The organism is Erwinia tracheiphila (genome assembly GCF_021365465.1).
In the GTDB taxonomy this organism is placed as follows: domain Bacteria; phylum Pseudomonadota; class Gammaproteobacteria; order Enterobacterales; family Enterobacteriaceae; genus Erwinia; species Erwinia tracheiphila.
In genome coordinates, this window is sequence record NZ_CP089932.1 from 3,440,662 (window position 1) to 3,459,746 (window position 19,085).

Here is a 19,085-nt window from a genome sequence, read left to right on the forward strand (position 1 = left end):
AAGAGCCTGCTCATTTTGAGATGAGGTTACAGACGGGCGGAAAGAACATCTTCCAGTTTTTGCTGATCGACCGAGAACTGGCGAATACCTTCTGCCAGTTTTTCTACCGCCATCGCATCCTGATTATGCTTCCAGCGGAATGCCGCTTCAGAAAGTGGTGTGGGCTGGTTGAATGCTTCGGTGGAAGGGGTCAATTTACGTTCAACCGGAGCATCACTGGCCTGCAATTCTTTCAGCAGGTCGGGGGAAATCGTCAGGCGATCGCAGCCAGCCAGGGCAAGGATCTGCTCCGTTTTACGGAAGCTGGCACCCATGATAGCGGTGTTATAGCGATGCTGCTTATAGTATTCATAGATTTTACGCACTGATACCACGCCGGGATCTTCATCAACCACGTAGGGTTGTAACGGTTTACGGCTGTTGTACCAGTCATAAATGCGGCCAACAAATGGCGAAATCAAAAACACCCCTGCTTCAGCACAGGCCCGCGCCTGAGCGAATGAAAACAACAGGGTCAGATTGCAATTAATGCCATTTTTTTCCAGTTCTTCAGCGGCGCGAATGCCTTCCCAGGTCGAGGCCAGCTTGATCAGAATACGCGACCGATCGATGCCATTATCTTCATACATCCGAACCAGCTTCTCTGCTTTTGTCACGCACATTCCACGATCGAATGAGAGACGTGCATCGACCTCGGTGGAAACGCGGCCCGGTACGCTTTTAAGAATTTCCAGGCCGAGGTTGACGGCGACTTTATCGCTGGCGTTGATGATTTGCGTTTCTTTGCTGCCGCCCTGTTTTTTAGCGTAGTCAATTGCATCGGTAATCAGATGTTTGTAGGCATCGAGCCCGGAAGCTTTCAGGATTAATGAAGGATTTGTGGTGGCATCTTGCGGATGGTAGTTACGTATTGATTCGATATCGCCACTGTCAGCCACCACCGTGGTGTATTGTTTCAGTGCGTCTAGCTGGTTCATCTTAAAACTCCTTGATGGGCAATCTGCAAAACAAACGAGGCCGCGCGGAATAGAAAATATTCACCGTAGCGGCATGGGATCTCCCTGACATGGTCGATTTTTTCAGACCAGACATTGCAACATGCCTGCCTCAATGGAAATGCGTTTTCTCTGATTGTTGTAATGGGCTGGCTCAATGGGTTGTACGGAATGTCAGATAAGAGACAGTAATCTTAACTATAGCAGCTCTGTAAAGTTACGCGTTGGTACGGACGATCCAGTATGTTTTGCAGGTTAGCACAGAACAGGCGCTGATCTGTTGCAGGTCAATCCTGTAGGCAGGAATCGACCCGTCCCCGGACGGCCCGACAGCGTTCGGGGAGAAACGGTAAGCGGGATGAAGAGAATGCCTGAGGCTGATTTAACACCAAACCATCAGACATAAGCCCTGAGCCAGGTAACCCCTACAACCTGTTTTTACGTCTATATCCACTCTTTAACGGTGAGAAAGTCCGTATAGAGCAAGGCTTCCGGGCTGCCAGGCTCAACCTGGTAATCGTATTCCCAACGTACTAAAGGCGGGAGGGACATCAATATTGATTCGGTGCGACCGCCGGTCTGCAAACCGAACAGCGTGCCGCGATCCCACACCAGATTAAATTCAACATAGCGTCCGCGACGGTAAAGCTGAAATTGCCGCTCACGCTCACCCCAGGGCAGGGATTGACGTCGGGCAACAATGGGCAAATAAGCCGCCAGGAAACCCTTTCCTACCGCCTGTATAAACCGGAAGCCGTAATCGAAACTGGGCGAATTCAAATCATCAAAAAACAGCCCACCAATGCCACGTTGTTCATTTCGGTGTTTGAGAAAAAAGTAGTCATCGCACCACTTTTTATAGCGCGCATAGACATCATCACCGAATGGCTGGCACAGTTCTGCGGCGGTTTGATGCCAGTGGACGGCATCTTCGCTAAAACCATAATAGGGAGTCATATCGAAGCCGCCACCGAACCACCACATCGGCTCGGCATCGTTTTTTTGCGCAATAAAGAAACGTACGTTGGCATGGCTGGTGGGGACGTAGGGATTCTCCGGGTGGATCACCAGTGATACACCCATCGCTTCAAAATTACGCCCCGCCAGTTCAGGACGGTGCGCAGTGGCAGAAGCGGGCATTTTATCGCCATAAACGTGGGAGAAGTTAACGCCTGCCTGTTCAAAAACGGCACCATTACGCAAAACACGGCTGCGGCCTCCGCCGCCTGCTTCCCGCGTCCAGCTATCTTCCGCAAAAGTGCCACTGCCATCGGTCTGGGCAAGTTGTTCACAAATAAGGTCCTGCAAATCAAGCAAAAAATGCTTAACCTGAGCAATATCGGGAGTGTTCATGGCCTGCCTTCAGTTTAAATATACCCGGCGCAGTATACGTCAAAATGGGTTAGCCGGGTCGACGGTTATTGGCGTCAAATTCATCGAAGTAACTAATAATACCGTCAGTAATGGCGCTGGCAATCTTCTTTCGAAAAGCCGTGCTGCCTAACAGGCGTTCTTTAGACGGGTTGGTGATAAAATAGGTTTCCACCAGTACAGAAGGAATGGAGGGGAATTTGAGTACGGCGAATGCTGCCTGTTCGGTATGTTGGCTGTGCAGATGATGTACGGGGCGAATCTGATTAAGCACATGCCTGTCCCGCGTCGGACTATTTTGAATGGTGTCGGTCTGAGCCAGATCGAAGAGAACCTGCTGCAGATAATGATCTTTTTGCGCGGTCTTCACTCCGCCAACTTCATCTGCCGCGTTTTCTCGCTGTGAAAGATAACGGGCCATGCTGCTGGCCCCGCGATTGGAAAGGGTAAATACCGGTGTGCCATTGGCATCCGGGCGGGTGAATCCATCAGCATGGATTGACATAAACAGGCTGGCTCCGTGCTGATGCGCGATATCGACACGTTCTCCCAGAGGGATAAAATGGTCGGTTTCACGGGTCAGGCACGCTTCAATATGCGGATGTGTACTGAGCAGGTAGCGAATATGGTTAGCAATTTCCATCACCACATTTTTCTTCTGATCCCTCTTTGCCTACCACGCCAGAGTCAATTCCTCCGTGGCCGGGATCAATCATCACAATTCTTTTGGTGTTCTTCGCCGGTGGGGGAGCAGAGTGGGCCTGCTGCCGGGGTGAGAGCATCCCCGATGCGTCCTTCGCCCGGGCCGATTTATTATCCAATAAGGCCAGACAGCAGCAGATGACGACGTGAGGGGGGAAATGGGCCAAACTTTATCATTACGGCATCCTGAGCGCACAAAGTGCCTCTTATTATAGTCCAACCTGCCCGCTACGGCGAGAAAGGAGCTATTTCAACGTCTTACTTTTATTGCCGTGTGCTAACAGATTAAACGGATTTTTTATGATTAATCCGTGCCGCGACTTGCACCGTCAGACGAAAGCGCGATAATCAGCAAATTATATTTAACATCCAGGATAGCGCTATGGAAATTCGCGTATTTAACCAGGACGATTTTGAAGAAGTCATCACCCTCTGGGAGCGTTGTGATTTATTACGCCCCTGGAACGACCCGGAGATGGATATTGAGCGTAAGCTCAATCACGATCCCGATTTGTTTCTGGTTGCCGTTGTAGGTGGTGAAATTGTGGGGACGCTGATGGGCGGCTACGATGGCCATCGTGGTTCGGCTTACTATCTGGGGGTACATCCGGATTATCAGGGGCGCGGCTTTGCCAATGCACTGATCAACCGGCTGGAAAAAAAGCTGATTGCGCGTGGTTGTCCAAAGATTAACGTGATGGTGCGTGAAGAGAATGATGCAGTAGCGGGTTTTTATGAAAAACTCGACTATGAAACGCAGGACAGTCTGTTATTGGGTAAACGGCTGATTGAAGACCGCGAATATTAACCGTCCATCGGGGTTTATCGCCGCCCAGTCTTACTCCGTTATACAGCCTTACTCCATTATAAATGAATCCTGATTACTCTCCCGATAACTATGATGCTCGTGGGCAACTTGAAGTTGCCCGCTGTCTTTTGGCGCATTTTATTGCTTCAGGCGCTGACCTGGCTGCTGTTTGTTATGGCGGGTGCTTCCCGACAGCAGGGCGCGTCACTGCTTGAGCTATTTTATCCCGATCACCAGGCTTTCTGGATTGGCCTTGGACTGGGGGTGCCCGCCGCACTGGGGTTGGTGCTCACGGGCTATCGCCAGCGCTTTGCGCAGCTCTGGCGATATTGGCGCTGGGTACTGTGTCTGACATTGCTGGCGACAATATTTCAGCAGCCGTGGCAGGAAGATGGCCCACTTTCACCGCTGGTGGTCCTGTTTACTTTTATGGATCTGTCCGGGCTGTTTTATCTGCTCTTTAGTCGTCGCATGCGCGACTGTTTCGATCCTGCCCTGCCTGGCGGATAAAACTTTTTTACCGAATCGTACTCCAAAGCGTGAAATTATCTTTGCTTACTATGACCGGAGTTGTAATGAAGAGTGTTCGCCCGATAGTAATGGCTGCTGCATTAATGATGGCTGGCTGTGCCAGCTCAGGTGCTTCCCAGGGGGAGAAGAGCCAGACAGGCTGGTGGAATTCCCTGAGCTGGTCCTGGTTCGCGGCCGCGCCGTGGAACTGGTTTGGTTCCTCTTTGCAGGTGACCGAGCAGGGCGTTGGCAAACTGGACGGCAGCACGCCGATGACAGCAGACGCAATCAGTGCCGGGCTGAAAGATAAATATAAATTGCGAAAAGGCATGCGCAGTGAAAAGGGTAACGTGGTGAGCTTCTTTCAGGGCATTGAGGATGGCAATGTTCGTGTTGAAGTTAACGGTAACGCGACGGTTAACCGCATTGAGATCGCCGACCCTGCGGTGTGCATGTCCGAGGGTAAAAAAATCGGTACACCATTCAGAGAACTCTACAACAAAGCGTTTGGTGCCTGTCAGAAAGGCACTGGCAATAACAGTGACGGCGTTGAGTGCAAGGCTCCCGATAGCCAACATATCAGTTATCTGTTCAGCGGCGAATGGCATGGCCCGGACGGTTTACTGCCCGCTGACGAAACGCTTAAAAAATGGACCATCAGTAAAATTATCTGGCGTAAATAAAGCCCCTTCAGGGCCGTTAAGCTACGGCCCCCTCGCCTTTCTAATGTGGTTCTGCTCATAAGCAAACCCGGACGCTTATAGCGTTTTAGACTTCTAAATCACCAAACGGTATATAAAACTGTTACTGCTTTTTATGAGGTTATAAATAAACTGACCGTCTGTCTGGCCGTGAGCCGGACTCAGTTTCCAGAGGACAACATGACGCTACCCGTTTTGAAAAAGTTTTTCACAGGCTCGGCTTTTTCTCTGTTACTCATTTCGGGAGCCCAGGCAACCGGACTGCTTAACAGCTCTTATGACGTATCGCGTGAACTGTTTGTCGCATTGAATAAAACTTTCGAACAACAATGGACTGCAGAAAATAACGGCGACAGGTTGGTAATCAGCCAGTCTCATGCTGGCTCATCAAAACAGGCACTGGCAATTTTACAAGGCATGAAAGCTGACGTAGTGACGTATAACCAGGTAACGGATGTCCAGATCTTGCACGAGCGTGGCAACCTGCTCCCGGCTGACTGGCAAAAACGTCTGCCGCATAACAGCTCTCCATTTTACTCGACCATGGCTTTTCTGGTGCGTAAGGGCAACCCTAAGCACATCCACGACTGGCAGGATCTGGTGCGTGACGATGTGAAGCTGGTTTTCCCTAATCCTAAAACATCCGGTAATGGTCGCTACACTTACCTGGCTGCGATGGGGGCAGCAAAGCTGGCAGACGGTAACGATCAGATAAAGACTGCACAGTTTATGACTCAGCTTTTGAAAAATGTCGAGGTTTTCGACACGGGTGGGAGGGGGGCGACGACCACCTTTGTTGAGCGGAGGCAGGGCGACGTACTAATCAGCTTTGAATCTGAAGTGAACAATATCCGCAATCAGTACCCTGATGATGGCTATGAAATTATTGTTCCCAAAAACAATATTCTCGCTGAATTTCCGGTTACCTGGATTGATAAAAACGTGGCTGCCCGCCATACGGAAAAAGCAGCTAAAGCCTATCTGAACTATCTTTATACCCTTCCCGCGCAACAGATCATTGCTGGTTTCTATTATCGGGTTAATAACCCCACGCTGATGGCCGAACAGAAAAATCGGTTTCCTGACGTGACGTTATTTCAGGTCGAGGAGATGTTTGGCAGTTGGGAAGAGGTAATGAAAACGCAGTTTGCCAGCGGTGGCGAACTTGACAAGTTGTTAGCAGCAGGACGTCAGTGATGTTTACCACTAAAAGTAAGCGTGTGCTGCCCGGTTTTGGTATCAGCCTGGGCAGCAGCCTGTTTTTCACCTGTCTGATACTGCTTCTGCCGATAAGCGCGCTGCTGATGCAATTATCGCATATGACGCTGGCGCAATACTGCCAGGTGATCACCAATCCTCAGATGGTGGCTGCCTACAAAGTGACGCTGCTGTCAGCGGGCGTGGCCTCGGTCTTCAACGCTTTTTTTGGCATGTTAATGGCATGGATTCTTACCCGTTACCGTTTTCCCGGCCGCGCACTGCTTGATGGCTTAATGGATTTACCTTTCGCACTGCCGACAGCGGTGGCGGGCCTGACTCTGGCTGGACTGTTCTCAGCCAATGGCTGGTACGGACAGTGGCTGGCGCAGTTTGACATTAAGGTTTCCTACACCTGGCTCGGTATCGCTGTGGCAATGGCATTTACCAGCATCCCGTTTGTGGTACGCACGGTGCAACCGGTGTTGGAAGAGTTGGAACCGGAATATGAAGAGGCGGCGGAAACTTTAGGGGCCAGCCCGCTTCAAAGTTTCCGCCGCGTGGTGCTGCCGGAGATTGCTCCGGCACTGCTGGCCGGTACGGCACTTTCCTTCACCCGGAGTATTGGTGAGTTCGGTGCCGTTATCTTTATTGCCGGTAATATTGCCTGGAAAACAGAAGTGACATCGCTGATGATTTTTGTTCGTCTTCAGGAGTTTGATTATCCGGCAGCCAGCGCGATTGCTTCGGTCATCCTTGCAGCGTCTCTGCTGCTGCTGTTTGCTATCAATATTTTGCAAGGCCGCTTTGGCCGCCGCCTGGGAGGTGCTTAATGGCTTCTTCAGCACGCAATACGGGAATACGCAGTCGCAACAGTGGCGGTAAATGGCTACTTATTGCGCTGGGTGTGGCCATTTCTGTCGGACTGCAGGTGGTGCCGCTGATTGCTATTTTTGCCAGCGCTTTCGAACAGGGGATTGCTGCGGCGTTCAGCAACCTGAAAGAGGGCGATATGCTCCACGCTATCTGGCTGACGGTACTGGTAGCCTTAATCACGGTTCCCGTAAATCTGGTGTTCGGTACATTACTGGCCTGGCTGGTTACGCGTTTTCACTTCCGTGGTCGCCAGCTGCTGCTGACGCTGTTTGATATCCCTTTTGCCGTCTCACCCGTCGTCGCGGGGCTGATGTACCTGCTGTTCTGGGGCGTTAACGGTCCGGTCGGTGGCTGGCTGGATGCACACAATATCCAGCTTATGTTTTCGTGGCCCGGCATGGTGATGGTAACCATTTTTGTCACCTGTCCATTTGTGGTGCGTGAACTGGTCCCTGTGATGCTGAGTCAGGGCAGCAGTGAAGATGAAGCTGCTGTGCTGTTGGGGGCATCCGGATGGAAAATGTTCTGGCGGGTCACTTTGCCGAACATTCGCTGGGCGCTGCTGTATGGGCTGGTGCTGACTAACGCCAGGGCTATTGGTGAATTCGGCGCGGTGTCAGTGGTGTCAGGATCGATACGCGGCGAAACCTATACACTGCCATTACAGGTTGAACTCTTGCATCAGGATTATAATACCGTAGGCGCTTTTACTGCGGCAGGCCTGCTGACGCTGATAGCCATCGTTACACTGTTTCTGAAAAGTGCACTGCAATGGCGGCTTGAGCGTCAGAACGGGCGTGTGTAACCGGAGGGGAAATCATGAGTATTGATATTTCTAAGATTAATAAATCCTTTGGGTCGACTCCGGTGCTGAACGATATCTCACTGGATATTCCCTCTGGTCAGATGGTGGCGTTACTTGGGCCGTCCGGCTCGGGTAAAACCACGTTATTACGTATTATCGCGGGTCTGGAAAGTCAAAACAGTGGCCGCCTGAGTTTTCACGGTAATGATGTCAGTCAGGTTCACGCCAGGGATCGCCGGGTTGGCTTTGTGTTTCAGCACTATGCACTGTTTCGCCATATGACGGTCTTCGACAACATTGCTTTCGGGCTGACGGTGCTGCCACGTCGTGAGCGTCCCTCCACTGGGGCAATCAAAGAGAAGGTCCTGCAACTGCTGGAAATGGTACAGCTCAACCATCTTGCCGCACGTTATCCGGCGCAACTGTCCGGTGGACAGAAGCAACGGGTAGCGCTGGCCCGCGCCCTTGCTGTTGAGCCGCAAATCCTGCTGCTTGATGAGCCTTTTGGTGCGCTTGATTCTCAGGTGCGAAAAGAGCTGCGCCGCTGGTTGCGTCAGCTCCACGAAGAACTTAAGTTCACCAGTGTGTTTGTCACCCACGATCAGGAAGAGGCGATGGAAGTTGCTGACCGCGTGGTGGTGATGAGCCAAGGCAATATTGAACAAGTCGGTGCGCCGGATGAGGTCTGGCGTGAGCCCGCCACTCGCTTTGTGCTTGAGTTTCTTGGCGAAGTGAATCGATTTGATGGACATGTCCACGGTTCCCAGTTTCACGCCGGCGCACACCACTGGCCATTAGGCTACACCTCCGCCCATCAGGGGGAGGTTGAGCTATTTTTACGCCCCTGGGAAATTGATCTCAGCCGCCAGAGCAGTCTGGAAACGCCGCTGCCGGTTCAGGTCGTTGAGATTAGCCCGAGAGGTCATTACTGGCAGTTGCTCGTTCAACCTGTCGGTTGGAGCCGGCAGGCTGTAGCGGTGGTAATGGAAGGGCAACATACGGCCCCCATTCGGGGTGAACAGCTTTTTATCGGTTTGCAACAGGCCCGTATCTACAAAGGTGGGACTCCCCTGCGACAGGTTGCCTTTGCGCAAAGCGCCTGATACTTTTTGCATACTACAATGTCAGGCTTGCCTGACTTTTTTTGCCAGTTTCAAATCGTCTCCTGTGGAAAGGGCATGGCACCCCATGCAATAAGGCCCCAGTTTGTTGCCAGCAAATCAAGGGGGTTAATAGCATGAGCAGAGATGAACCTTCCTCAGATGTATTCTCTGAGGAAATAGAATGGTAAACGCAACGTAGTTTTTAAGGTTACCGCTTTGGCCTTTTTATGATGGCCTTGTCAAAGCCGCCTGCTATGCAGGCAGATTATTTACCGCCAGCACGCTGGCCCACGTCTGGATATTTGTATTGTGACGACTCTGGAACATACCATCGGCAATACGCCGCTCATCAAACTACAGCGACTGACACCACCCGGCGGCAGTGAAATCTGGCTGAAGCTGGAAGGTAACAACCCTGCGGGCTCTGTTAAAGATCGAGCGGCATTATCGATGATTCAGATGGCTGAACAGCGTGAAGAAATTTCCCCGGGCGACGTGCTCATTGAGGCGACCAGTGGCAATACGGGTATTGCGCTCGCGATGATTTCCGCGCTGAAGGGCTACAAACTGAAGCTGCTGATGCCGGAAAATATGAGTGTAGAGAGGCAGGCAGCCATGCGGGCTTATGGGGCTGAATTGATCCTGGTCAGTCGTTCTCAAGGGATGGAAGGTGCGCGGGATCTTGCCAGGGCGATGGCGTCCAGGGGGGAAGGTAAGGTGTTGGATCAGTTCAATAATCCTGATAACCCTTTGGCTCATTATCGCAGTACAGGGCCTGAAATCTGGGCACAATCAGCTGGTCGGCTGACACACTTCGTCTCCAGCATGGGGACGACGGGCACCATTACTGGCGTAGGGCGCTATTTTAAAGAGCAAAGTGACTGCGTAAGCGTCGTGGGGCTGCAACCGATGGAAGGGAGCAGCATTCCCGGAATCCGCCGCTGGCCTCAGGCTTATTTGCCGGCCATTTACCGGCCGGAGCTGGTTGATCGGATTATTGACATGGCACAGGATGAAGCAGAGCAGACGATGCGCTTACTGGCTCAGCGTGAAGGCATCTTTTGTGGTGTCAGCTCAGGTGGATCAGTGGCAGGAGCGATGCGTATTGCCAGAGAATACCCGGGGAGCATCATTGTAGCGATAATTTGCGATCGCGGTGACAGGTATCTCTCCACTGGCGTTTATTAATTTTCGTAACAATCAACCAGGATTAGACAATCAGCTATTCTGGTTGACCAGAGTTAAATCCGCCCTGTTTCATCCCTTTTTCACTTCAGCTACGGTGTTTCATCGCTATTTTATATTGCCTGTACGCAATCTACGTTGCAGCCGGATGATTACACTGTAAGGATTGAGTAAAAAATGCTGCGAAACTTGCCCTGGCAGGTGAAAACGTTGCGCGCAACGCTCTGCGGTTTTCTCTGCAAGGTCAGGATTATATTAGGTCAGGAAGATGCCTGGCTGGTGATCAATGTTAGCGATCAAGGGTCTGGCTGATAAACTTTCCAGTATTTTTTGATCCCTTCGTTCGCATTAATTCGCTTTTGTCAGGAAAAGGGTCTGGCCGGGGGCTCTCGATAGTGCGCAAAGTGGTACTGGCACATCAAGGTGAAGTGAGCGCCATTAACGGTAAAGAGGGTGGGCTGGAACGCACTCTGTGTCTGTCTCATTGGGTGGTTTAAATCTGCCAACAAATGTAGAATTCTGTGATAAATACCCGCAGTTATGTTGGAGAGGCCAGGGTTGAGTAAAGTGGTTCCCACCAAGAAACAAGAAGTTGAACGTATTGTTGAGACGCTGTCACTGGCGATTGCGCAACATCGACTGAAGCCAGGCATGCGTCTGATTGAGGCGCAAATTGTTGATGTATTGAAAGCAAATCGTAATCATGTGCAGACGGCGCTACAAAGGATGGCACTACAACACATTGTCACCATTGAGCCTAACAAAGGCGCGATGGTCTCCAGGCCTGAAGCGAGCGAAGCCCGGGAGGTTTTCGTTGCGCGGCGGGCTATTGAATGCGCGATCATTTCCTGTATCACCCCTCAACTAATGACTGACTTCGCTGATGAGCTTCATCATCGCCTGCGTGTCGAACAGATTGCCGTTGCCCGTGCTGATCGTCGTGAAGTTGTTCGTGAACTCTGCCAGTTTCATTTATTGCTGGCTAAAATAGGCGGCAATAAGGTGCTGGAAGAAATTCTTGCAAATCTCATGGTAAGAAGTTCATTAATTGTCTCTCTTTACCAGCGCAACGATCTCTCCGTTTGTCTGTGTGACGAGCATGCAGAGATAGTGTCGGCTTTAAGAGAGGGAGAGCAGGAGCTGGCGCAAAAGACAATGGTAGAGCATCTTGAACATTTCGAACAGCAGCTGGATCTGCGGGAAATTGCGCCCAACTCATTAAGTCTGAAGGATGCCCTCGTCGGTTAATATTCGCAGGAATAATTTACCGGCATGTAAGGTGTATTAGTCGCGATTTGATCTGACACTGGACCCTGAAAGGTTGAGAGTTACCGGTTTTGATATGGGTGTCGAATCCTTATACAAAACACGAGGTAATCCTCATGCTTCATACTCACAATTTCATCATCAAACACAAAGCAGGCCTGCTCAATGATCGCGTACAGCCGCTCTGTGAGGCTCAGGGACTGCCAATGCTGAGAATACTTACCGACAGAGGAACGGAGTGCTGTGGTAAGGTGGAGCGGCATGATTATCAGCTTTATCCGGCCATCAACGATATCGACCATACGAAAACGAAGGCGATGTCTCCGCAGACGAACGGCATCTGCGAGCGGTTCCATAAAACCATTTGCAGGGTTTTTATCAGGTTGCGTTCCGCAAGACGTTACACGGGGGCCCGGAAAGCCTGCGGTCAGATACGGATAAGTGGTTGTGGCATGACAATAATGAGCGAACTCATCAGGGAAAAATGTTCTGCGGGCGAACACCAGTGGCCAGGTTACCTGATGGAAAACGGGTCCGGGCAGAAAAGAATCTGGACCAGATGTAATCTGACAGATAACTGTATAAGTAACCAGTAATACCCTGTACATGATTCTGTGTAAATGCCTTTTCTCAGTAGTGGCCGTCCGGGCGGACACCGAACCCGATAATAAAGCGGCTCATTGCCATGCGCCAGTCTCTCAGCGGCATTGTCCATTTCTGTGATGCGGCCTGGATTGCCAGCCACACCTCCTTTTTCACTGCGTCGTCAGTCGGGAACACCTTCCGCTTCTTGATGGCATCCCGGATCACGCTGTTCAGCGGCTCGATGGCGCTGGTCGTGTCGAGCGTCTTGCGGATGTCTGCCGGGTAAGCGAAGAACGTCGACAGGCTGGCCCGGTTTGCCTGCCAGCTCCGGCTTATTTGGGGGTAGCGGCTGTCCCGGGTGCCGGCGAACGCTTCCCGCGCCTGCTTCTTCCGTGGGGACCTGACAGATGGCTTTCAGGCTACGGGTGACGGCTTTGTAGCCCTTGCAGGAGACAAACCGCAGACTGTTGCGCACCATATGCACGACGCACAGCTGGACGCGGGCCTGCGGATACACTGCGTTGATAGCGTCCGGGAAGCCCTTCAGACCATCAACACAGGCGATGAGGATATCGTTCAGGCCGCGATTTTTTAATTCGGCCAGCACATGGAGCCAGAACTTCGCGCCCTCGTTTTCGGCCAGCCACATACCCGGCAGTTCTTTCTGGCCTTCGATGTTGATACCCGGGGCAAGGAACACGGATTTATTGATGACGCGACTGTCCTGCCGGACCTTCAGGACGATACAGTCAGGGTAAACGATGGGACAAACGGCATCCAGTGGCCGGTTTTGCCATCCGGTGACCTGCTCCATGACGGCATCAGCTACCTTTGAGACCAGCGCTGGCGAGACATCGGCGTCATACAGCTCTTTGAACGCGGCCGCTATCTCGCGGGTGGTTATCCCTTTGGCGTACAACGATAAGATTTGGTTATCTACCCCGGTGCTCCGGGTCTGGTTTTTCTTCACCCGTTGCGGTTCAAAGGAGCCATCACGATCGCGCGGTGTACGCAGCTCCGGCGGGCCATCGCCGGTGATAACCGTCTTTTGGGTGTGGACGTTGCGGGCGTTGGTCGCCGGTTCTGGCTGATTTTGATGCTGGATTGAACATATCAAAATCAGGCAATTACACAAATCTATGTACTGGCTCACCAGTAACTGTCAGATCAGGTCTGAGCGGGTACAAATAATTCATCTATTTTTTTCATATACGAATTCAATAAATCAATTTTATTTCTAAACATACACGCCGCACAATAGCGTCTTGCTCTCATTAAATGGACATTCCTAATGCGCCTGTTCCGCCTTGATCCTTTGATGATTAAATTGATCGTCACCGTTCTGCTTGCCACCTTTATTCCTGCTCGTGGCCACTTCGTCGATTTTTTTGAATGGCTGACGACCGCCGCCATTGCACTGCTGTTTTTTATGCATGGTGCCAAGCTGTCACGAGAAAAAATCATTGCGGGCGGAAGCCACTGGCGATTGCACCTGTGGGTGATGTTTAGCATTTTTGTTCTCTTTCCTGCACTTGGTCTGCTCTTTGTCTGGTGGCACCCTCTGCCGGTCGGCAAAGAAATTTATACGGGTTTTCTTTATCTTTGCATTTTGCCTGCCACGGTACAGTCTGCTATTGCACTGACTTCACTTGCGGGTGGCAACGTCGCTGCCGCAGTTTGTAGTGCCTCAGCCTCCAGCCTGCTTGGCGTATTTATTTCGCCCATGTTGGTTGGGTTGGTGATGAACGTACACAATGACGCAGCCGGGGGGAATCTGGAACAGATAGGCAAAATCATGCTGCAACTGTTATTACCCTTCGTACTGGGTCATATTTCTCGCCGCTGGATTGCTGACTGGGTCGAAAAAAATCGTGGACTGATTGGCAAAACAGATCAGGCATCAATTCTGCTGGTGGTGTATTCCGCCTTCAGTGAGGCGGTTGTCAATGGCATCTGGCACCGCGTTGGTGTAAGCACGCTACTTTATATCCTCGTTGGAAGCCTGGGTTTATTGCTGGTGGTACTCTCCATCAACCTGCTGACAGCGCGCATTTTCGGGTTCAACCGCCCGGATGAAATCACGATTCTGTTTTGTGGATCGAAGAAAAGTCTGGCAAATGGCGTCCCTATGGCAAACATTCTGTTTCCTTCGGCGGCAGTAGGGATCATCGTGTTGCCATTAATGATTTTCCATCAGGTTCAGTTAATGACCTGTTCTGTGCTGGCACAGCGTTATAAAAAATCCGGAGAAAAACAGGTGGAAGCGGCGCGGGCTAAATCGTCCTGATAACTGAGTCTGGTGTGGTCTCAGATTAAATAAGGGTGAGCAGGTAGACAGCCAGCGATCCATCAAGCATAAACTGTACTAGCTTAGACCTGATCTGACAGTTACCGGTTATTTATACAGGTGTCTGTCAGATTACATCTGGTTCAGATCCTTTTCTGCCCAGACCCGTTTTCCATCAGGTAACGTGGCCATTGGCGTACGCCCGCAGCACATTTTTCCCTGATGAGTTCGCTCATTATTGTAATGCCACAACCAGTTGTCCAGATCTGCCTGCAGGCTCTCCAGGTCCCCATATCACTTCTTGCGGAACGTAACCTGATAAAAATCCTGCAAAATCGTTTTATGGAAGTGCTCGCAGATGCCGTTCGTCTGCGGAGACATCGCCTTCGTTTTCGTATGGGCGATACCGTTGATGGCCAGATACAACTGGTAATCATGCTGCTCCACCTTACCACAGTACTCCGTTCCCCTGTCGGTCAGTATTCTCAGCACCGGCAGCCCCTGGGCCTCACAGAACGGCAGTACGCGATCATTGAGCAGGTCGGCGGCAGTGATCGGTGTTTTACTCGTATACCGCTTGCAGTGTGCCACTTTCGGGTACGTATCCACGAACGTCTGCGGGCAGATACGGCCCCCCTTTCAGATTGCCAGCACAGAAGGTGTCCTGCGACCCGAGATAACCCGGATGAGCCGTCTCGATTTCGCCGCTGGCCTCATCATCATGCGCCTTTTTCTCCAGCGCGGCGATTGGGGCATCGGTAAGCACGATGCCTTCTCTGGCAACTTTTTCCTCAGGCGCCTTCAGGCGTTTACGGAAGTTCTCCAGATCGTGCCGTTGCCAGATGGACCGCACGCCGCTGCCGGAGATAAACACGCCTTTTTTACGCAGCTCATTACTGGTCCGGTGCTGCCCGTGGGCCGGGAACTCAACGGCATATTCAACAACCGCGCGTTCAGTGGCTTCGTCGGCGCGGTTCTTCAGGTTGGGAACCCGGCGGTTCTGGTTAACCAGTGCATCGATGCCACCTTCAGCAGCCAGTTCCTGATAACGGTAAAACGTGTCGCGCGACACGCCCATGATCTTGCAGGCTTTTGATACGTTACCAAGTTCTTCGGCGAGATTGAGCAGGCCGGCTTTGTGTTTGATGATGGGATTGTTAGTATGAAGCATGAGAGTGACCTCGCGTTTTGTTTAAGGATTAGACACCCATATCAAAACCGGTAACTCTCAACCTTTCAAGGTCCAGTGTCAGATCAAGTCGCGACTAATACACATAAACACACGCGCTTATGCTTGATGGAAGCCCTCACTTTTCGACTCTGAACGATTCGATTAACCCTTCAGGTCCTTCTGTTTTTATTGTCAATGTTAGCTCTGCATTAACTCGCCAGGGTGTCCGGCAGGAGACGCACCCTCGCGGGCAAACCACAGTAAATATGGCTCAAGAAGATCGATCAAGGCCCTGCCACGATATTTGCCAAACGGCATCGCGGTAGTGGCTATTTCAATCAGCTGCTCTTTTTCCATTCTACTCACCCAGTAAACGGATCATTTCTGCTTCGTCAATAACATCAATTCCCAGCTCCTGGGCTTTCGCCAGCTTAGAACCTGCCGCTTCCCCGGCAATCACCAGATTGGTTTTTTTCGACACGCTGCCGCTGACTTTTGCACCCAGTGCGGTCAAACGGTCTTTTGCTTCATCGCGAGACAACACTGACAGCGAACCGGTTAGCACCACCGTTTTACCTGCAAAAGGACTGTCAATTTCTTCTGCGTTCACAACCGTTACTGCGGGCCAGGATACCCCGGCTTCCTCAGTCAACTGACGAATCACTTCACGGTTACTTTCTTCACCCATAAAATTGCGAACATGTGCAGCCACTACTGCCCCTACATCCTGAACGGCAATTAAGCTGTCAATATCCGCATCAATAATTTTTTCCAGAGAGCCAAAATGTGCAGCAAGATTTGCGGCCGTGGCCTCTCCCACTTCGCTGATACCAAGCGCATAAAGGAATCGAGCCAAGGTTGTTTTTTTCGCCTTTTCCAGCGCATTGACCACGTTCTGTGCCGATTTTACGCCCATGCGGTCAAGACCGGTCAGTTTGCCAGTACTGAGAAAAAAGAGATCGGCTGGCGTTTTGACATATTCTTTTTCAACCAGTTGGTCGATGATTTTATCGCCAAGGCCATCCACATCCATTGCCCGGCGTGAGACAAAGTGTTTTAACGCACCCTTTCGCTGCGCACCGCAGATAAGCCCCCCGGTACAACGTGCAACCACCTCGCCTTCGACCCGCTCAATATCTGAGCCGCAAACCGGACAATGTGATGGAAAAACAACCTCTTTTGCATCCAGTGACCGCTCTGATTCCATTACGCCGACCACCTGAGGGATAACATCGCCAGCCCGCCGGACGATCACGCGATCGCCAATGCGAAGTCCAAGTCGATTGATTTCATCAGCATTATGCAAAGTCGCATTACTGACCATCACTCCAGCAACCTGCACAGGCTCAAGGCGAGCAACCGGGGTAATAGCGCCCGTACGCCCCACCTGGAACTCAACATCCCGCACGGTAGTTATCTGCTCCTGTGCGGGAAATTTGAAGGCAACAGCCCAACGTGGTGCCCTTGCCACAAATCCAAGCTGCTTTTGCAGATCCTGCGAGTCAACTTTGATTACCACGCCATCGATATCAAAACCCAGGGTCGCTCGTTCCTGTTTGACGTTATGATAATAGGCCAGAACCTCTGCCGGGCTGTTGCACAGCTGAATGCGATTGCTAACCGGTAGCCCCCACATCTTAAGCTGTTGCAGACGATCCCAGTGGCTGTGAGGCAATTCCCCCTCTTCAACCAGCCCAACCCCATAACATAAAAAAGCCAGCGGGCGGCGAGCAGTAATGCGGGGGTCAAGTTGGCGCAGTGAACCGGCAGCGGCATTGCGGGGGTTGGCGAAAACTTTATTACCCGTTTTACGCGCTTCGTCATTAAGCACTTCAAAACCCGCCTGTGGCATAAAAACCTCGCCACGCACCTCAATTCGTGTCGGCACGTTTTCACCCACCAACCGTAACGGCACCGCGCGGATAGTCCGAACGTTGGCCGTTATATTTTCACCCGTGGTGCCATCACCGCGGGTTGCAGCACGAATAAGTAATCCATTTTCATAAAGAAGACTGACGGCAAGACCATCCAGCTTTAGTTCACAGCAGAAGGTGATTTCATCAGTTCGCTTTAATCTTTCCTGTAGCCGTCTATTAAACGCAAGGTAGCTCGTTTCATCAAAAGCATTATCCAGAGATAACATTGGTACATCATGAGTGACTTGCTCAAAGACGCTCAGTGGTGCAGCGCCAACGCGCTGAGTGGGGGAATCCGGCGCGATCAGCTGCGGATTCGCTTCTTCCAGCTGGCGGAGTTCAGCCATCAGCCGATCATATTCTGCATCCGGCACTGCGGGTGCATCCAGAACGTGATATTGATATTCATAATGGCGAAGCGTGGTTTGCAGGGCGGTGATTTTGTCTTGTACGGATTCCATAATGATACCATTAACATAAAAAACCCCCGTCTGAGCGGGGGTAGTGAGAATACAGGATAAAACAGGGGGAACCGGCCTTAACCGTTAACCTCTGTCACCTCCCGAATACGCGCTTTATAGGCTTCGAGTTTCTGCGGCGTCATCATACGGCGTTCATCATCCAAAACCACGCCGCCGACATCGTCAGCAATACGCTGCGCAGACTGCAACATCAATTTGAAATTCTGATTAGCATCTCCGTATGAAGGTACCATCATAAAAATGGATATACCGGGAGTTGAAAAATCAGACATTTCATCAGGATTAAATGAACCGGGCTTAACCATATTAGCAAGGCTGAACAACACCGGACCGCTGCCTGCCGGACTCAAATGGCGATGAAAGATGTTCATTTCGCCGAATTGAAATCCAGCCTGTAAAATACCCTGCAGCAAGGCCTCGCCATTCAGCACGCCGCCGACGTGGGCAGCGACATGAAGTACCAGTACCGTTTCTTTCGAACGTTCAGACTTTGCAACAGGGCTTTCCGCTGCCGGGCCCGCTTTTTCCCGCACAACTTCAATCTGTGGTTCTGCAGGTTGCATGCTGTTTTCAGGCACAGAGTGAACAGGCGGAGATGACTGCTGATGAATGAGGGTAGTTTCAGGCTCCTGATCGGTTTCGGCATCCAGTAAGGGATCGATCTCGGACTGCGTGTCCCGCGGTCGTGTCGGTACCTGCTGTGGTTTGGCAGCAGCTGGAGACACAGTCACGTCAGAATAGTCATCCTCGGCGTCCTCATCTTCCAGCAGCGCACGCTTAACCCTGAGTGGCGAGTTTTGATGTCTGTCATCGTCCTCCTGGAACGATTCTTCTCTGTTGGGTTTTATACGCTTATGCGGGCGATCACGGAAAATCGACGAGCGCTCTTTGCTGCTTGTCCACAAGCCGTGAAGTAGAAGCGCTATTATTGCAATCGCGCCAACTACGATCAATATCAGACGCAAATCCTGCACCATTACACTCTCTGTATTCCAATACCTTGCCACAGTGGCAAACTTTATCTCTTAAATGTATTTGCCCTGGTTCACAAGTGCAAGTCCGTGCAGTATTTTCTGACAAATAACCGTGGATCAGCACAGTTTTTTGCTATTTTTTGTCCAATTT

12 protein-coding genes and 8 pseudogenes are annotated in these 19,085 nt (G+C 51.3%); 12 read left to right on the top strand and 8 right to left on the bottom strand.

What is annotated here, in order from left to right; all coding sequences use genetic code 11:
• Positions 1-26: 26 nt before the first annotated feature.
• The 3 genes and pseudogenes from tal to amiA form a co-directional block, all read right to left on the bottom strand.
• Positions 27-977, bottom strand: a complete 951-nt coding sequence (gene tal, locus LU633_RS17975) for a transaldolase (RefSeq protein ID WP_016190108.1) — start codon at positions 975-977, stop codon at positions 27-29.
• Between the two features lie 462 nt (positions 978-1,439).
• Positions 1,440-2,348 carry an oxygen-dependent coproporphyrinogen oxidase gene (hemF, locus tag LU633_RS17980; RefSeq protein ID WP_016190109.1) on the bottom strand — a complete coding sequence of 303 codons (909 nt, stop codon included), beginning with the start codon at positions 2,346-2,348 and terminating at the stop codon, positions 1,440-1,442.
• 49 nt (positions 2,349-2,397) lie between these two features.
• A pseudogene (amiA, locus tag LU633_RS17985) lies at positions 2,398-3,196 on the bottom strand (N-acetylmuramoyl-L-alanine amidase AmiA).
• 254 nt (positions 3,197-3,450) lie between these two features.
• Here amiA and LU633_RS17990 point away from each other — a divergent pair.
• From LU633_RS17990 to LU633_RS18035, 11 genes and pseudogenes are all read left to right on the top strand, one after another.
• On the top strand, positions 3,451-3,876 hold the full coding sequence (locus LU633_RS17990; RefSeq protein WP_016190111.1) for a GNAT family acetyltransferase: 426 nt from the start codon (positions 3,451-3,453) through the stop codon (positions 3,874-3,876).
• Positions 3,877-3,938: 62 nt separating this feature from the next.
• Positions 3,939-4,386: pseudogene (locus tag LU633_RS17995) on the top strand (DUF2919 domain-containing protein).
• A gap of 65 nt (positions 4,387-4,451) precedes the next feature.
• Positions 4,452-5,069 carry an RpoE-regulated lipoprotein gene (locus LU633_RS18000; protein WP_040465311.1) on the top strand — a complete coding sequence of 206 codons (618 nt, stop codon included), beginning with the start codon at positions 4,452-4,454 and terminating at the stop codon, positions 5,067-5,069.
• A gap of 198 nt (positions 5,070-5,267) precedes the next feature.
• Positions 5,268-6,284, top strand: a complete 1,017-nt coding sequence (gene cysP, locus LU633_RS18005) for a thiosulfate ABC transporter substrate-binding protein CysP (RefSeq protein WP_016190114.1) — start codon at positions 5,268-5,270, stop codon at positions 6,282-6,284.
• Positions 6,284-7,117 (top strand): sulfate/thiosulfate ABC transporter permease CysT, encoded by an 834-nt coding sequence (gene cysT / locus LU633_RS18010; RefSeq protein ID WP_016190115.1) that lies wholly within the window; start codon positions 6,284-6,286, stop codon positions 7,115-7,117. Before cysP ends, cysT begins: the two co-directional genes overlap by 1 nt.
• A pseudogene (gene cysW, locus LU633_RS18015) lies at positions 7,117-7,990 on the top strand (sulfate/thiosulfate ABC transporter permease CysW). Before cysT ends, cysW begins: the two are co-directional and overlap by 1 nt.
• The gene (gene cysA / locus LU633_RS18020) at positions 7,980-9,068 is read left to right on the top strand and encodes a sulfate/thiosulfate ABC transporter ATP-binding protein CysA (protein ID WP_016190117.1); all 1,089 of its coding nucleotides are present in this window, start codon (positions 7,980-7,982) and stop codon (positions 9,066-9,068) included. The pseudogene cysW and the gene cysA overlap by 11 nt, the downstream one beginning before the upstream one ends.
• Before the next feature lie 309 nt (positions 9,069-9,377).
• Complete coding sequence (gene cysM / locus LU633_RS18025; RefSeq protein WP_016190118.1) at positions 9,378-10,256, top strand: cysteine synthase CysM; 879 nt, start codon at positions 9,378-9,380, stop codon at positions 10,254-10,256.
• 194 nt (positions 10,257-10,450) lie between these two features.
• A pseudogene (locus LU633_RS25985) lies at positions 10,451-10,750 on the top strand (ATP-binding protein); the annotation flags it as partial.
• Positions 10,751-10,811: 61 nt separating this feature from the next.
• Complete coding sequence (locus LU633_RS18030) at positions 10,812-11,501, top strand: GntR family transcriptional regulator (protein WP_040465312.1); 690 nt, start codon at positions 10,812-10,814, stop codon at positions 11,499-11,501.
• A gap of 170 nt (positions 11,502-11,671) precedes the next feature.
• Positions 11,672-12,084: pseudogene (locus tag LU633_RS18035) on the top strand (IS481 family transposase); the annotation flags it as partial.
• Positions 12,085-12,149: 65 nt separating this feature from the next.
• Here the strand turns inward: LU633_RS18035 and LU633_RS18040 are convergent.
• Positions 12,150-13,200: pseudogene (locus LU633_RS18040) on the bottom strand (IS256 family transposase); the annotation flags it as partial.
• 195 nt (positions 13,201-13,395) lie between these two features.
• Here LU633_RS18040 and LU633_RS18045 point away from each other — a divergent pair.
• Positions 13,396-14,391, top strand: coding sequence for a bile acid:sodium symporter family protein (locus LU633_RS18045; RefSeq protein WP_016190124.1), 996 nt, complete (start codon positions 13,396-13,398; stop codon positions 14,389-14,391).
• A gap of 132 nt (positions 14,392-14,523) precedes the next feature.
• On the opposite strand, the pseudogene LU633_RS18050 reads toward LU633_RS18045, so the two are convergent.
• From LU633_RS18050 to zipA, 4 genes and pseudogenes are all read right to left on the bottom strand, one after another.
• Positions 14,524-15,562: pseudogene (locus LU633_RS18050) on the bottom strand (IS481 family transposase).
• 136 nt (positions 15,563-15,698) lie between these two features.
• A pseudogene (locus tag LU633_RS18055) lies at positions 15,699-15,919 on the bottom strand (DUF3820 family protein).
• 1 nt (position 15,920) lies between these two features.
• On the bottom strand, positions 15,921-17,939 hold the full coding sequence (gene ligA, locus LU633_RS18060) for an NAD-dependent DNA ligase LigA (RefSeq protein WP_016190128.1): 2,019 nt from the start codon (positions 17,937-17,939) through the stop codon (positions 15,921-15,923).
• Between the two features lie 77 nt (positions 17,940-18,016).
• On the bottom strand, positions 18,017-18,937 hold the full coding sequence (gene zipA, locus LU633_RS18065; RefSeq protein WP_016190129.1) for a cell division protein ZipA: 921 nt from the start codon (positions 18,935-18,937) through the stop codon (positions 18,017-18,019).
• Positions 18,938-19,085: the final 148 nt, after the last annotated feature.